Genomic DNA, 13,613 nt, shown 5'->3' on the forward strand with positions numbered 1-13,613 from the left:
GTTGGACAAGTTTCCTGCCGCCGCCGCCGGGGTTTTGCCAGCGCGGCTACTTCGCGGTCTCCTCCAGCTTGCTGAGCAGCAGGGCCGCCACCAATTCGCCTTCGGGCAGGCCTTGCTGGCGCCACAGCTCGGCACCATCGCGCAGGAGCACGAAGGCGGGCACGCCCTGCCCCTCGAAGGCGTGCACCACGGCGGGGTGGCTGCTTTCGTCTACTTTCAGCACGTGAATAGCTGAGCCAAGCCGAAGCTGCAGGCCGTGGAGCAGCCGGTTGGTAGCCGTGCGCGCAAGCTGGCTTTCCTGCCGAATGCCGGAGCCCACGGTGGGCAGCAGCACCAGCAGCATAGCCGGGTGAGTGGGCAGCGAGGGAAAAATGGCGGGAAGGAACATGGGCCAATGGTAAACAGCACCCCAACGGGTGGCAAGCTCATCGGATAAGTGGCCGTAAAAGTAGCCGCGCCCCCCACCGGCGCTCATGATGCATATCAGGGCATCGGGGTGACGTTTGTCAAGTTGGGTGGCGTAAGTTCGCGGTGCCTGCTGTCTTTGAGTTCTTCGCACCGCTAATACGTCCCCATGCCTACCCTTCCGGTTGCCTACACGGCCGTACTTTCCGAGTTAATGTATGCCCACTCCGGGGAAATGGCGGGCATCTACGACCTGGACCTGCGCTGGTTTACGCACGTAAACCCGGCCGGCGTGGAGCTGCTGGCCTATCCCTCGGAGGAAGCACTGCTCGCCGACGCCAACCACTCGCTGCGCATACCGCCCTGGACGCCCGAACAGTGGCAGCGCCTGTGCGACATTACCCGCCGCGAGGGCCACCACGAGCTGGAAGCCGACATTCGCCGCCACGTGGGCGAGCCGTTCCGCGCCTATGTGAAACTGACGTATTTTGAAATAGACGGCCGGGCCCTGTTTCTGGTCAACATCACCGAGCACAGCCGGCTGCAACAGGCCGAGCGCGCCCTGGCCCACAGCGTGCGCCGCTTCGAGGCCGTGTTTACAAACGCCACGCTGGGCATTATCGTCTGCGACCAGCCGGGCCGCATCCTGTCCGTGAACGCCCACGCGGGGCAGCTGTTTGGCTACGCCCCACCCGAGCTGCTGGGCCAGCAAATAGAAGTACTGGTGCCCGATGCCGCCGGCCGGCACCACGCCCAGCTGCGCCAGTCTTACAACGGCGACCCCCAGGTGCGCCCCATGGGCCACAACCGCCCGCTGGCCGGCCAGCGGCGCGACGGCTCCGTGTTTCCCGTGGAGGCCAGCCTGAGCTATTTCTACCTCGATGAAGAGCTTTACGTGGTGGCCTACCTCGTGGACCTCACCGCCAAGCAAGCCGCCGAGCAGGAACTACTAGCCCAGCACCAGCGCGTGGCCCGCCTCAACGCCGAGCTGGAGCAAAAAGTGGTGGACCGCACCAACGCCCTGATGCTGACCCTGCACCAGCTGGAAAACCGCAGCGAAGAGCTGGCCCAGGCCCTGCAGGCCGAGCAGATGCTGGGCGAGCTAAAGTCGCGCTTTGTGAGCATGGCCTCGCACGAGTTCCGCACGCCCCTCACGGCCGTGCTCTCCTCCGCCGATTTAATTGAAGAGTTTCCCGGCGGCCACCAGCAGGCCCAGCGCCTTAAGTACATCAACCACATCCGCACCTCGGTGCAGCACCTCAACACCATTTTGGAGGAGTTCCTGTCGGTGGGGCGCATCGAGGATGGCAAAATCGAGGCCCACCCCAGCAACCTTAACCTAACCAGCCTGGTGCACGACACCGTGGCCGACATGCAGAGCCTGCTCAAATCCGGCCAGGTCATCGACTGGCAGGTAGATTGCCCCATTCCCGTGCGACTGGACGCTTCGCTGCTGCGCAAAATCCTGATGAACCTGCTCTCCAACTCCCTCAAGTACTCGGGAGAAAACTCCGTGATTACCGTGCGGGCCAGCTGCCTGCTGCAGGAGCTTACTATTACTGTAAAGGACCGGGGCTTGGGCATTTCCACCGAAGACCAGGCCCACCTGTTCGAGCAGTTTTACCGGGCTCCCACCGTGGTCAGCGTGCCCGGCACCGGCCTGGGGCTGTATATTATTGCCAAATACCTGGAGCTGATGGGTGGCACCATCGACCTGCAAAGCGTCCTTAATGAGGGCACTTCCGTCACCATCAAGCTGCCGCTCGCTACGCCCGACCAGGGCGATGCAGCACCATAACTGACCAGCCAGGGCGCAAGGCAAACCGAAGTACAAGCCCCTGAACCGACCTTTCAAAACACTCCCGTCATGGCCACCATCTTACTCATTGAAGACCATCAAATCATTCGGGAGAATACGGCCCAGCTATTGGAGCTGGCCGGCTACACCACGCTCACGGCCGAAAACGGCGAGCTGGGCGTGCAGCTGGCCCTGAGCACCCGGCCCGACCTGGTTATCTGCGACATCATGATGCCCGTGCTGGACGGCTACGGCGTGCTCCAGATTTTCAACCAGCACCCGCAGCTCACGGGCATCCCGTTCATTTTCCTCACCGCCAAAACCGACAGGGAAGACCGGCGGCGTGGCATGGCCCTGGGGGCCGATGACTACCTGAGCAAGCCCTTCGAAAAGGCAGATTTGCTCAGCGCCGTGAGCGGGCGGCTCAGCCGTTTTCAATACCTGAAACCCGACCCCGACGGATCACGCCTGGGCATTTTCCTGGACGAAGCGCAGCAGGCCGGCGACCTGGCCAGCCTCTCCCTGGACCGCAAAGCGCACCTCATTCGCAAGAAACAGGATATTTACCTCGAAGGCGACGAATCGACCCGGCTCTATTACGTGCAGAGCGGCCGGGTGAAAACCGTGAAAACCACCGACGGCGGCAAGGAGCTGATTGTGGGCCTCTACGGCCCCGGCGAATTCTTCGGCTACCTGCCCCTGCTGCAGCACACGCCCCACTGCGACTCGGCCATTGCCGTAGACGAGTCGGAGCTGCTCTACATTCCGAAGGACGATTTCACGGAGCTGCTGCTGCGCAACCCCGAGGTGGGCCAGCAATTTGTGCGCCTGCTGGCCGGCCAGGTGAGCGGGCAGGCCGAACTGCTGCTGGCCATGGCCTACAACTCCATTCGGCGGCGCGTGGCCGACACGCTGGTGCAGCTGCACCAGCAGCAGATGGGCACCGAGGCCGCCGAAACGGGCATCCAGCTCACCCGCGACGACATGGCTGCCATGGTGGGCACCGCTCCGGAGTCGCTTAGCCGCACGCTCAACGAGTTCAAGCAGGCCGGTTTTATTGCCCTCACGCCCAATACCATTCGAGTGCTGGAACCCGAGAAGCTCCGCCGCGCGCATTGGTAGCGTTGCGCCGGCCGGCGCGGGCTTCTGCAAGCGGCTCCTGCCTGGTGGCCGGCACCCGGTGCTCCGGCTACGCTTAACAAAACTCATGCTTCGGGGGTGAGTTTTGTCAACCAAAACAGGCGCAGTTGTTCTCACCTTTGAACAGTGCAGCCAGGTAGCGCAAAGCAAAGTCTATGTGGGCCCACGCACTCTCACCAATAGTCGGGCTACCCGGCCAGATAAGGGCACCCATGAAATCTCCCCTCCTGTTGCTGCTTGCATTTCTCCTGTGGGGGCCGGCGGGGCGTGCGCAGTCCATTCCGCCGGCCCAGGTGCCCCCGCTCACCTTTGTGGCCCTGCAGCAGCTGTACCCGCAGGCCCGGGAGGTGAAGTGGAAACGCAGCCAGGGCTGGTACCAGGCCAGCTACTCCCAGAACCAGACCCAGCACCTGGTGCGGTTCGACGCCAACGGCGACGTGCAGGCAACCGGCGATGATATGCCCATCGAAGCACTGCCGGAACCCGTGCGCTACACGCTCACCAATCATTTTCCGAGCCGGAAATTCTGCCAGGCCTACAAGGTGCTGAACACGCATACCGGAGCCATTACTTACGAAATGGCCACTTGCGAAAGCTACTTCAGCCGGACTGTCGTGCTCACCCCCAACGGCCAGAAATTACCCCGCACCTACAGATGGTAAATATGTGCACGTGTCAGGCGCAAGCCCTCACTTTGGCGCGGGCAGCGTGCTGCGCAGCAGCATATAGCCCAGCGCACTGGCGCAGGCAGACCCCACCAGCACAGCCAGCTTGGCCGTGTCGGTATCGGGCGAGTGATGGCCCATGGCCAGCAGGGTGATGAAGATGGACATGGTGAACCCAATGCCCGCCAAAATGCCCACCGCCCACACCTGCCGCCAGTTCACACCGGGCGGCAGCTCGGCCCAGCCCAGGCGCACGGTCAGCCAGCACATGGTTCCAATGCCCAGGGGCTTGCCCACCACCAGCCCCAGCAAAATACCCAGCCCCAATGGTGTAACCAGGCCTTGCACCGCAGTCGGCGCAATTACCAGACTGCTGTTGGCGAAGGCAAACAGAGGAATGACGAAGAAAGCCACCAGCTTGTGCAGCTGGCCCTCCAGGCGCTGGGCCGGGGAGCTGCTGAGGCGGCCCAGCACTTCCATCTCGGCGCTGATGCGGTGTGGGTCGGCATCTCTCCAGTGAGTTTTGTTGCGTAGCCGACTCAGCTGCTGGTTCAGCTTTTGCAGCATGTCGGGGCGCGGCCGGGTGGCCCGGTAAGGAATGGCCACGGCCAGCAGCACCCCCGCCAGCGTGGTATGAATGCCCGATTCCAGCATAAAGTAAGTAAGCACCACGCCCAGTGGCAGGAAGGCCCACAAGCTACGGAAGCGCAGGTAGTTAAAGAACAGCAACAGGCTCCAGGTCCCAAACGCCAGGTAGAGGTAGTGCAGGTGCAGGGTTTTGGTGTAGAAAATGGCAATAACGATGACGGCCCCCAAATCATCGACGATGGCCAGGGCCGTAAGAAATACCTTGAGACCCAACGGCACACGCGGCCCCAGCAGCTGCAGCATGGCCAGGGCAAAGGCAATGTCGGTGGCAATGGGAATGCCCCAGCCGCCGGCCGTGCGGGTGCCATAATTGAAAAGTGTGAACAGCAGCGCCGGCACCAGCATGCCGCCCAGCGCCCCGGCCATGGGCAGGGCCGCCTGGTGCAGCGAGGCCAGCTCGCCCCCCAGCACTTCGCGCTTGATTTCCAGGCCCACCATCAGAAAAAACAGGGTCATCAGCCCATCGTTCAGCCAGTCCAGCAGCGTGTGGTCCAGCACCACGTGGTGCAGGGTTATGCGCAGGTGTTCATTCCACACGCCCGGGAAATACTTGGCCGGGCCCCAGTTGGTATTGGCCAGCAGCAGGGCCAGCGCGGCACTGCCCAGCAGCAGCAGGCAGCTGGCCCCCTGGCTCCGAAAAAAATAGGCGAAAGGCCGTATCAGCGGGCGGAAGAATCGGATATTCGGCATGGCAATCGGGTAGTAAGCAGCGCCTGTCAGCCAGGTGGCACATTGCGCTGAGCAGGGCGTAAGAAACGCTATTTAGTTGGCATGGCCAGTTGTTGAGGCTGGGGATGGAAAATGATGTTGCGGCACCGGGGCGTCCCCGCGCCTTCGGATAATGAGCTTCTGGATTTCCACCACCCAGAACACCACGCTGGCCACGGCCACGGCAATGCCCAGCTCGGCCAGGGTGAGCGGCTGCGTGCTGAACAGCTCATTGCAGAAAGGCACGTACAGGATAACCAGGTGCAGGGCCGCGGTGAGCACCACTGCTCCCAACATGGCTTTGTTGGAGAGCAGGCCGAGGCTGAAAATGGAATCGCTCCGCGAACGAATGGCCAAGGACATGCCCAGCTGGCTAAAGCAAAGCACCGTGAACGCCATGGTTTGCCAGTGCGACAGGCCCTGCCCAAGAGCCCAGGCCTGCGTGGCTATGGTGAGGCCGCCCACCAGCAGCCCGATGAACAGGATAAACCAGCCCAGGCCGTCGGCGAAAATGGTCTGGCGCGGGTCGATGGGCGGACGCCGCATGCTGTTCTGCTCCGAGGGCTCGTAGGCCAGGGCCAAACCGGGCAGGCCGTCGGTTATCAGGTTAATCCACAACACGTGAATGGCCAGCAGCGGCACGGGCAAGCCGAAGAAAGGCGCGCAAAACAAGGCGAATATTTCCCCCGCGCTGCCGGCCAGAATGTAGCGGATGAACTTGAGGATGTTATCGTAGATGCGCCGCCCGTGCCGCACGGCCTCCACAATGGTCGCAAAGTCGTCGTCGAGCAGAATCATGGCTGAGGCTTCCTTGGCCACTTCCGTGCCGTTGATGCCCATGGCAATGCCAATGTCGGCGTTTTTGAGGGCCGGGGCGTCGTTCACGCCGTCGCCGGTCATGGCCACAAACTGCTTACGAGCCTGCAGGGCACTGATGATGCGCAGCTTCTGGGCCGGGTCTACGCGGGCGTACACGCGCACCTTTTCCACCACCGCCGCAAAGCCGGGCTCGTCCAGTGCCGTCAGCTCGGGGCCGGTAATCACCAGCTCGGCATCGGAAGAAATGATGCCCAGCTTCTCGGCTATGGCCTTGGCCGTGAGCTTGTGGTCGCCGGTAATCATGACGGGGATAATGCCGGCCGTTTTGCACTCGGCCACAGCCTGGCGGGCCTCCTCACGGGGCGGGTCCATCAGGCTGGCAAAGCCCAGGAACGTGAGGCCAGTTTCCACGGTAGCCGGCGTGAGGTCGGCCGGTAGTTCGGGCAGCAATTTACCACCGTAGGCCAGCACCCGATAGCCCTGCGCGGCCTGCGCATCGACCCGCTGCTGCAGGTCGGAAATGCTGGCCTGCTGGCTATCGGTAAGTTTAATATAGAGGGAGCCGGCGGCCCCTTTGGTGAGCACCAGCACGCCCTGTGCGGTTTGGTGCAGCGTGGTCATGCACTTGCGGTCCGAGTCGAAGGGCAGCTCGGCCACACGCGGAAACAGTTCTTCCAGCGCAGGACGGGCATGGTCTTGCTCGGTCGCGTACCGGGCCAGGGCCACTTCGGTGGAGTCGCCCAGCCACTGGTTGTCGGCGTCGCAGGCGGCGTCGGTATTTAGGGCCATGGCCGTGAGCAGGGCGTTGCGGTCGCCCAGGCCGGGCAGCGCTACCCCGGGCACTTCGTAGAGGTCCTGCACCGTCATCTGGTTGAGGGTGAGCGTGCCGGTTTTATCGGTGCAGATGTAGGTAACCGAGCCCAGCGTTTCCACGGCGGGCAGCTTGCGGATGAGGGCGTGGCTCTTCATCAGCCGACCCGCCCCCAGCGCCAGCGACACGGTGACCAGCGCCGGCAGCGCTTCGGGCAGCGCCGCAATGGCCAGCGAGATGGACACCAGCACCAATTCTTCCCACCCATCGCCCCGCAGCCAGCCCACCCCAAAAAACAGTCCCCCCACCGCCAGCGCCACCACCGACAGGCGCTTGCCCAGCGTGGCCAGCCGCTTCTGCAGGGGCGTCAGCATCTCGGGCGTCTGGATGAGGGCGGCAATTTTACCCAGCTCGGTGTGCATGCCGGTGGCCACCACGTAGGCCGTGGCCCGGCCGTTGGTAACGGACGTGCCCTTGTAGCCCAGGTTGAGCCGGTCGCCCAGTGGGTATTCGCCGGGCGGCAGCGCCTCGGTGTTTTTTTCCACGTTCGTCGATTCGCCGGTCAGCGACGACTCGTCCACTTTCAGCGCGTGGGTTTCCAGAAAGCGCACATCGGCCGGAATCACGTTGCCGGCTTCCAGCAGCACCACGTCGCCGGGCACCAGCTCAGCAGTGGGCACCTGCTGCGGCTGGCCGTCGCGCAGCACCAGCGCGTGGCTGGCGGCCATGTTTTGGAGGGCCTCCATGGCTTTGTCGGCCCGGTATTCCTGCACAAACCCGATGACGGCGTTCAGCACCACAATGGCCAGAATGACGTAGGCCGACTTGGCTTCGCCAATGAGCACCGACACCCCGGCTGCGGCTATCAGCACCAGAATCATCACATCGGCCAGCTGGTGGAGCAGCAGCTGCCACATGGTCTTTTTCTGCGCGTCTTCCAGCCGGTTGGGGCCGTGCTCGGCCAGGCGCTGCTTCGCCGTGGCCGCATCGAGGCCGGCTGGCGAAGCCATTAGCGCAGCGGCCACATCGGCCACGGGGGTCAGGTAGTACTCCATAAGGAGGCGTTGATAGAATGATTTAGGCAACCATGCCCGCGCCGTAAGGGCGCCGTGCATGGCCGGCTGCAACGCGGCCAGCGGCCCTACGCCGCTCGTTGTCTGGTATACGCAGGCCGGGGTGCTGGAGTCGCGCGTGGCGCCAAGAAGGGCGAGTTGGGCAGTACCCCTCGCTTGCCAGGTGCGTCTATCCGCCGGGAATGAGGCAAGTTACTGCTTTGCGCCATTCATCAGGTGCGGCAGCACGCCCAGGGAATAAGGGTGTCGGGGCAGATTTATGCAATGGTGGTGAACATTGGCACCGGCACATTTGAAACATCAGCCCTAATGATGGTTTGACCGCCGCTTACAACTGCCACTTGCAGTACACCGTGTATGTCTGGGGATGCAGGGAATAGATAAGCGCATCTGGAAGCTGAAATTGCCCCATGCCATAATTCAGCGTGGTAAAGGTTTCTGCGCCGGTCTCAAATTCCATCAGCTGCCACAGGAGGACATTCCCCGAGTTCTTTTTTAGACTGAACGGATTAACGGCGTAACTCAACCGCCAGTCCTCAGATTGACGGAACCTGAACTGCCGGCTCTCGCCTTCTTTTAACTGCGCCAAACTGCGCAGGATAACGGGCGAGGCACGAATGTAATTGGGGCTGAGCCACAGGTCGGTACCATGCCCGTGAAGGTAGTGCCAGATGATTTTCCCTCCTTCCGGGAAAAATAAGCGCCCACCACCTGCAATGCCCGTGTACAGGAGCTGACACTGGATTCCATCCCACCAAGTCAGTTGCTGCTGCTCCCGCCGCTGGTTCATGGCAGCGAAGTGAGCCGTTAGCGCCTGGTCGAGCAACCGCCCAGCCGGCGAAGCCAGCAACAAACCCGTCCCTAAACTGAGCAAGGCGGCACTCAAAACACCAATTCGTACGACCCGCTTAATCCAACTCATAAAGCCACCCGAGTAAAGCGCTGATAAGATGAGCTGGCTGGACGCTTATGCAAAGTAGACCAGTCAAAAGCAAAGTCAATATAAGAACCCAAGCACTGCGATGAGACGCTGCCCCTCCTCCCTAATTCCGCACCGCAATCAGCAACCCAAGCTCCTTGTAGCGCATGTTGAACTTCTTGGCAATCATGGAATTAGTCAGCGAGCCGCGGTAAATGTAGACGCCGCTGCGGAAATGCTCGTTCGTAAAGAGCACCTCGTTGATGCCGCCGTGCTGGCTGATTTCCTGCAGGATGGGCGTGAAGATGTTGCTCAGGGCGTTGGTGGCGGTGCGGGGCACGCGCGAGGCGATGTTGGGCACGCAGTAGTGCACCACGTCGTACTTGCGGAACACGGGCTTGCTGTGGCTCGTCATCTCGCTGGTCTCGAAGCAGCCGCCCTGGTCGATGCTCACGTCGATGACGATGGAACCGGGCGCCATGCTGGCCACCATTTCCTCGCTCACCATGAAGGGAATGCGGCCGTCCTCCACCGTCAGGGCCCCGATGACCACGTCGGCCCGCCGGATTTGCTGGCTCAGGGCATACGTATCCAGCGTGCTGGTGTAGAGCTGCATGCCCAGGTTGTGCTTGAGGCGACGCAGCTTATAGAGGTGGTTATCAAATACCTTCACTTCAGCCCCAAGGCCGGTGGCGGCGCGGGCGGCGTACTCGGCCACCGTGCCCGCCCCCAGAATGACCACCTGCGACGGCGGCACACCCGTAATGCCCCCTAGGATGATGCCCTTGCCCTCGTTGGAACGGGCCAGGTACTCAGCCGCAATCAGCATGACCGTGGAGCCGGCTATTTCGCTCATGGCGCGCACCACGGGGCGGGCGCCGCTGGGGTCTTTCATCAGCTCGAAGCCGATGGCGTTGATTTTCTTGCGGGCCAGGGCCATGATGTACTCCTGGGTCATGGAGCCCATCTGCAGGGCCGAAATCAGGGTCTGGCCAGGGTGCAGCAGCTCAATTTCTTCGAGCGTGGGCGGGGCCACTTTTAGCAGCACGTCGGCCTTGAATACTTCCTCGGGTGAGTAGGCAATCTGGGCGCCGGCCTCGGAAAAGGCGTGGTCGGCGTACTTGCTGGGCTCGCCGGCACCGGCTTCCATCACTACTTCGTGGCCTTCGTTCACGAGGTGCTGCACGGCTTCGGGCGTCAGGCCGATGCGGTTTTCCTGCAGGGAAGTCTCCCGCGGCAGGCCGATGAACAGCTTGCGCTTGCGCGTTTCCACGGCCAGCATCGATTCCTGGGTGAAATAGGCGCGGCTCGTGGCCAAAGACTCAAAACCGGAAGGTAGCTGTTCGGCCATAGCTTGGATAGAATTAGAACTTATTAATTACTGGTTAGTAATGAGTGCTTTGGGCATCGTTTACCAACCTTTAATCAACCAATTTCTGATTCTTAATTTATAATTTTCAAGTGAATCTCACGGGCTTCGGCGCTCAGCACGTCAATGCGGACTTCGAGTCGGGGCGTGGGCAATAACTCCGCCACCCGGGCGGGCCATTCCACCAAACAAAGATACCCGGAATCGAGGTACTCGGAAGCGCCAATTCGCACTGCTTCGTCGATGGAATCAATTCGATAGAAATCAAAGTGAAAAACGGGCTTATTGTCACCGTCGCGGTACTCGTTTACCAGGGCAAACGTGGGGCTGCTCACTTCATCGGCCACGCCCAGGGGCTGGGCCAGAGCCCGAATAAGGGTGGTTTTGCCGGCGCCCATCTCCCCTTCCAGGGCTATTACGCGGCAGTCGGCTTGGGCAATGGCCGCGTGGAGCTGCCGGGCAGCTGCCGGCAGGTGGGCCAGGGTGGGTACAACAATGGTTTGGGGGAACATGCAGCGAAATTACCCGTTGCGGCCGAGATGCCCGCCTGCGCTTTTGGATTATCGCCGCCTATCCAGCACCTTTACACTTCAGGTTCGGGCTTAACCCATTCAGGACAAGAGATAATCGCGGCGCTGGCAATTCCCTAGCGGGCAGCCCGGCCGTAAATTTATCGTTCGCCCCAGCCCGGTTCTATTTGCGCCTTCTACTTCTACCCAGTACTTCGTTCATGCCCTACGTTGCCCCGGCCCGGCCTGGCTTTGCGCCCCATACCTATTTGCGTTGGTCGTTGCTGAGCCTGGTGCTCGCTGCGCCGTTCTCGCTGCTGGCCCAGTCGCGGCCCGCCCTCACGGGCACCGTGGCCGGCACCACCGGCGCGCCCATCGAATACGCCACCATCACCCTGCACCGCGCCGCTGATTCTGCAGTTGTCAAAACGGAGTTCAGCGACGGGCAGGGCGGTTTCCGCATCGAAGCCGCGAGTGGCCGCTACCTGGTTTCGGCGGCGCAAGTGGGTTTTGAGCGGTACTGGAGCCCGGTGCTGGCCCTGCCCGCCGAAGGCCTGACGCTGGGAGCCATAAAGCTAACCGCCAGCCAGGCCACGGCTCTGAAGGAAGTGAAAGTGAAAGGCCGCAAGCCGCAGTTTGAGCGCCTAGCCGACCGCACCATTGTGAACGTGGCCGACAGCCCCCTTTCGGCCGGGGCCACTACCCTGGACGTGCTGGGCCGCTCGCCGGGCGTGACCCTGGGCGCGGGCGACAACCTTAGCCTGCGCGGCCGGCAGGGCGTGCTGGTGGTTATCGACGGCAAGCGCCAGCCCATGAGCGGCATTGAACTGGCCGAATACCTACGGGCCCTCCCCGCCGAGCAAGTCCAAAGCATTGAGCTCATCACCAACCCGCCCGTGCAGTACGACGCCCAGGGCGGAGCCGGGGTCATTGCCATCAACCTCAAAAAAGACCAGCGCCTGGGCACCAACGGCAGCGCCAACGCCAGCTATGGCCGCGGCGAATACGGCAAGTTCACGAGCGGCCTGTCCCTGAACCACCGCAGCAAAAAGGTGAACGTGTTTGGCAACTATGCTTATACCAACCGCGACGGCTTTATCCGGCTGGATTTGGACCGGCACTTTCTCGCGGGGCCGCAGCAGGTGGCCGCCAGGGTTGTAATAGACAATGAGCGACTCACGGAACTGCGGTCGCACACCGGGCGGGTGGGGCTGGACTTTGCGCCTACCAAAAGAACCACGCTGGGCGTGTCGGTGTCCGGGCTAGCCAGCCAGACGGATAGCCGCATCGACAGCAAAGCGCAGTTTTACGGGCCGGCCGGTGAACCCACCACCCGCTATACCTCCCTCGGCAACCAGGACGTGGACCGGCCCAACGGCGCGGCCAACCTGAACCTGCGCCACGCGTTTGCCGACTCTGCCACGGCCCGCACGCTGGCCGCCGACGCCGACTACGCCCGCTACCGCACCACCCGGCTGCTGGCCCTTATCAGCCTCTTCGAGCAGCCCGCCCGCCCCGCTGCCCTGCTCGACGGGGACCAGCGCAGCCTTCTCACCATCCAGTCGGTGAAGGTGGATTTCAGCGAGCCCCTGCCCCACCGCGCCCGCCTGGAAGCCGGCGCCAAAGTGACGCAGGTGACGTCCGACAACGACGTGGCATTTGTGCGAACCACCCGCGACGTGGCGGTACTTGACCCTGCCATCTCGAACCGGTTTCGCTACGATGAAAACGTGAACGCAGCCTACCTGAACCTCAAGGGCAAGGTGGCCGGCAACGCCCTGCAAGTGGGCGTGCGGGCCGAACAAACCAACACCCTGGCGGAGGTGGAAGGCGGCACGTCGCGGGAGCGGCACTACCTGCAGCTGTTCCCGAGCGCCTCGCTGCAGCGCAAGCTCAGCGAGCGCCACGCCTTGGTTATGTCCCTGGCCCGGCGCATCGACCGGCCCAGCTACGCGCAGTTGAACCCGCTGCGTGAATACTTGGATGCCACTTCTTACCGGGCCGGCAACCCCGACCTGGTGCCCCAGACCAGCTACAACTTCGAGGTGTCGCACACCTACCGCCAGAAGTTTACCACCGCCCTGGCCTACGCCCGCACCGACCGGCCCTTCGTGAACGCGGTGCAGCCCTCGGACGATGGCGGGCGCATTGTGGTGAACCGCGACGTGAACCTGAGCACGCAGCACCTTTACACCCTCACCCTGGCCGCCCCGCTGGAGCTCACAAAATGGTGGACGCTGTACGCCAACGGCTTTTTCTACTACAACCGCTACCAGGGCCAGCTCTCCAACACTCGCCTCAACCGGGGCCAGGTGGCATGCAACCTCACCGCCAACAACAGCTTCACGCTGCCCAACGGCTGGTCGGCGGACCTGAATGCCTTTTACGAATCGCGCGAAGTGTACGGGTTCCAGCTGGTCAGGCCGCGGGGCCAGGTAGCGGCCGGCGTGCAAAAAAGCCTTTGGAAAAAGCAAGGGACTTTCCGGCTGAATGTGGCCGACGTATTCTACACCACGCCCGTCACGGCCACCTCCACTTTTATCAATTTCACCGAAACCTTCACCACTGCCCAGGATAACCGCGTGGTGACGGCCGCCCTCACCTACCGCTTCGGCAACAGCAAAGTAGCCAGCGCCCGCCGACGAGCCGCCGGCGCCGAGGAAGAGCTGCGTCGCGCTGCCGGGCAGTAATAGTTCGCAGTTACAGCGGGGCAGAGACGCGACATCTTCAGGGTACTTCGTGCACGGTC

At 62.5% G+C, this 13,613-nt stretch carries 10 protein-coding genes; 4 read left to right on the forward strand and 6 right to left on the reverse strand.

What is annotated here, in order from left to right:
• Nucleotides 1-46 precede the first annotated feature (46 nt).
• Nucleotides 47-388 carry a YbbN family protein gene (locus BEN48_RS00260; protein ID WP_070731786.1) on the reverse strand — a complete coding sequence of 114 codons (342 nt, stop codon included), beginning with the start codon at nucleotides 386-388 and terminating at the stop codon, nucleotides 47-49.
• A 186-nt stretch (nucleotides 389-574) separates the two neighbouring features.
• On the opposite strand from BEN48_RS00260, the gene BEN48_RS00265 reads away from it, so the two are divergent.
• From BEN48_RS00265 to BEN48_RS00275, 3 genes are all read left to right on the forward strand, one after another.
• Nucleotides 575-2,203 (forward strand): sensor histidine kinase, encoded by a 1,629-nt coding sequence (locus BEN48_RS00265; protein WP_070731789.1) that lies wholly within the window; start codon nucleotides 575-577, stop codon nucleotides 2,201-2,203.
• Nucleotides 2,204-2,272: 69 nt separating this feature from the next.
• A complete protein-coding gene (locus BEN48_RS00270; protein ID WP_070731791.1) occupies nucleotides 2,273-3,325 on the forward strand; it encodes a response regulator in 1,053 nt (350 codons plus the stop codon).
• Between the two features lie 230 nt (nucleotides 3,326-3,555).
• Nucleotides 3,556-4,005, forward strand: coding sequence for a hypothetical protein (locus BEN48_RS00275; RefSeq protein ID WP_070731793.1), 450 nt, complete (start codon nucleotides 3,556-3,558; stop codon nucleotides 4,003-4,005).
• 27 nt (nucleotides 4,006-4,032) lie between these two features.
• Here the strand turns inward: BEN48_RS00275 and nhaA are convergent, their stop codons facing one another.
• The 5 genes from nhaA to tsaE form a co-directional block, all read right to left on the reverse strand.
• Entirely contained in the window at nucleotides 4,033-5,346 is a 1,314-nt protein-coding gene (gene nhaA, locus BEN48_RS00280) for a Na+/H+ antiporter NhaA (protein ID WP_070731795.1), read from the reverse strand.
• Between the two features lie 72 nt (nucleotides 5,347-5,418).
• A complete protein-coding gene (locus BEN48_RS00285; protein ID WP_070731796.1) occupies nucleotides 5,419-8,049 on the reverse strand; it encodes a cation-translocating P-type ATPase in 2,631 nt (876 codons plus the stop codon).
• A 346-nt stretch (nucleotides 8,050-8,395) separates the two neighbouring features.
• Nucleotides 8,396-8,989, reverse strand: coding sequence for a hypothetical protein (locus tag BEN48_RS00290; protein WP_070731798.1), 594 nt, complete (start codon nucleotides 8,987-8,989; stop codon nucleotides 8,396-8,398).
• A gap of 121 nt (nucleotides 8,990-9,110) precedes the next feature.
• Nucleotides 9,111-10,337 (reverse strand): alanine dehydrogenase, encoded by a 1,227-nt coding sequence (locus BEN48_RS00295; RefSeq protein WP_070731800.1) that lies wholly within the window; start codon nucleotides 10,335-10,337, stop codon nucleotides 9,111-9,113.
• Between the two features lie 92 nt (nucleotides 10,338-10,429).
• Nucleotides 10,430-10,867, reverse strand: a complete 438-nt coding sequence (tsaE, locus tag BEN48_RS00300; RefSeq protein ID WP_070731801.1) for a tRNA (adenosine(37)-N6)-threonylcarbamoyltransferase complex ATPase subunit type 1 TsaE — start codon at nucleotides 10,865-10,867, stop codon at nucleotides 10,430-10,432.
• 218 nt (nucleotides 10,868-11,085) lie between these two features.
• Between tsaE and BEN48_RS00305 the strand changes: the two genes are divergently transcribed.
• Nucleotides 11,086-13,554: an outer membrane beta-barrel family protein gene (locus tag BEN48_RS00305; protein ID WP_083320608.1), complete on the forward strand. Its 2,469-nt coding sequence runs from the start codon at nucleotides 11,086-11,088 to the stop codon at nucleotides 13,552-13,554.
• The last annotated feature ends 59 nt before the right edge of the window (nucleotides 13,555-13,613 follow it).

The organism is Hymenobacter glacialis, assembly GCF_001816165.1.
Lineage (GTDB): Bacteria > Bacteroidota > Bacteroidia > Cytophagales > Hymenobacteraceae > Hymenobacter > Hymenobacter glacialis.

Bases quoted from the DNA above. Each gene is read 5' to 3' on its own strand.
- BEN48_RS00260 (WP_070731786.1), bottom strand. From the start codon at position 388: ATGTTCCTTCCCGCCATTTTTCCCTCGCTGCCCACTCACCCGGCTATG.
- BEN48_RS00265 (WP_070731789.1), top strand. From the start codon at position 575: ATGCCTACCCTTCCGGTTGCCTACACGGCCGTACTTTCCGAGTTAATG.
- BEN48_RS00270 (WP_070731791.1), top strand. From the start codon at position 2,273: ATGGCCACCATCTTACTCATTGAAGACCATCAAATCATTCGGGAGAAT.
- BEN48_RS00275 (WP_070731793.1), top strand. From the start codon at position 3,556: ATGAAATCTCCCCTCCTGTTGCTGCTTGCATTTCTCCTGTGGGGGCCG.
- nhaA (WP_070731795.1), bottom strand. From the start codon at position 5,346: ATGCCGAATATCCGATTCTTCCGCCCGCTGATACGGCCTTTCGCCTAT.
- BEN48_RS00285 (WP_070731796.1), bottom strand. From the start codon at position 8,049: ATGGAGTACTACCTGACCCCCGTGGCCGATGTGGCCGCTGCGCTAATG.
- BEN48_RS00290 (WP_070731798.1), bottom strand. From the start codon at position 8,989: ATGAGTTGGATTAAGCGGGTCGTACGAATTGGTGTTTTGAGTGCCGCC.
- BEN48_RS00295 (WP_070731800.1), bottom strand. From the start codon at position 10,337: ATGGCCGAACAGCTACCTTCCGGTTTTGAGTCTTTGGCCACGAGCCGC.
- tsaE (WP_070731801.1), bottom strand. From the start codon at position 10,867: ATGTTCCCCCAAACCATTGTTGTACCCACCCTGGCCCACCTGCCGGCA.
- BEN48_RS00305 (WP_083320608.1), top strand. From the start codon at position 11,086: ATGCCCTACGTTGCCCCGGCCCGGCCTGGCTTTGCGCCCCATACCTAT.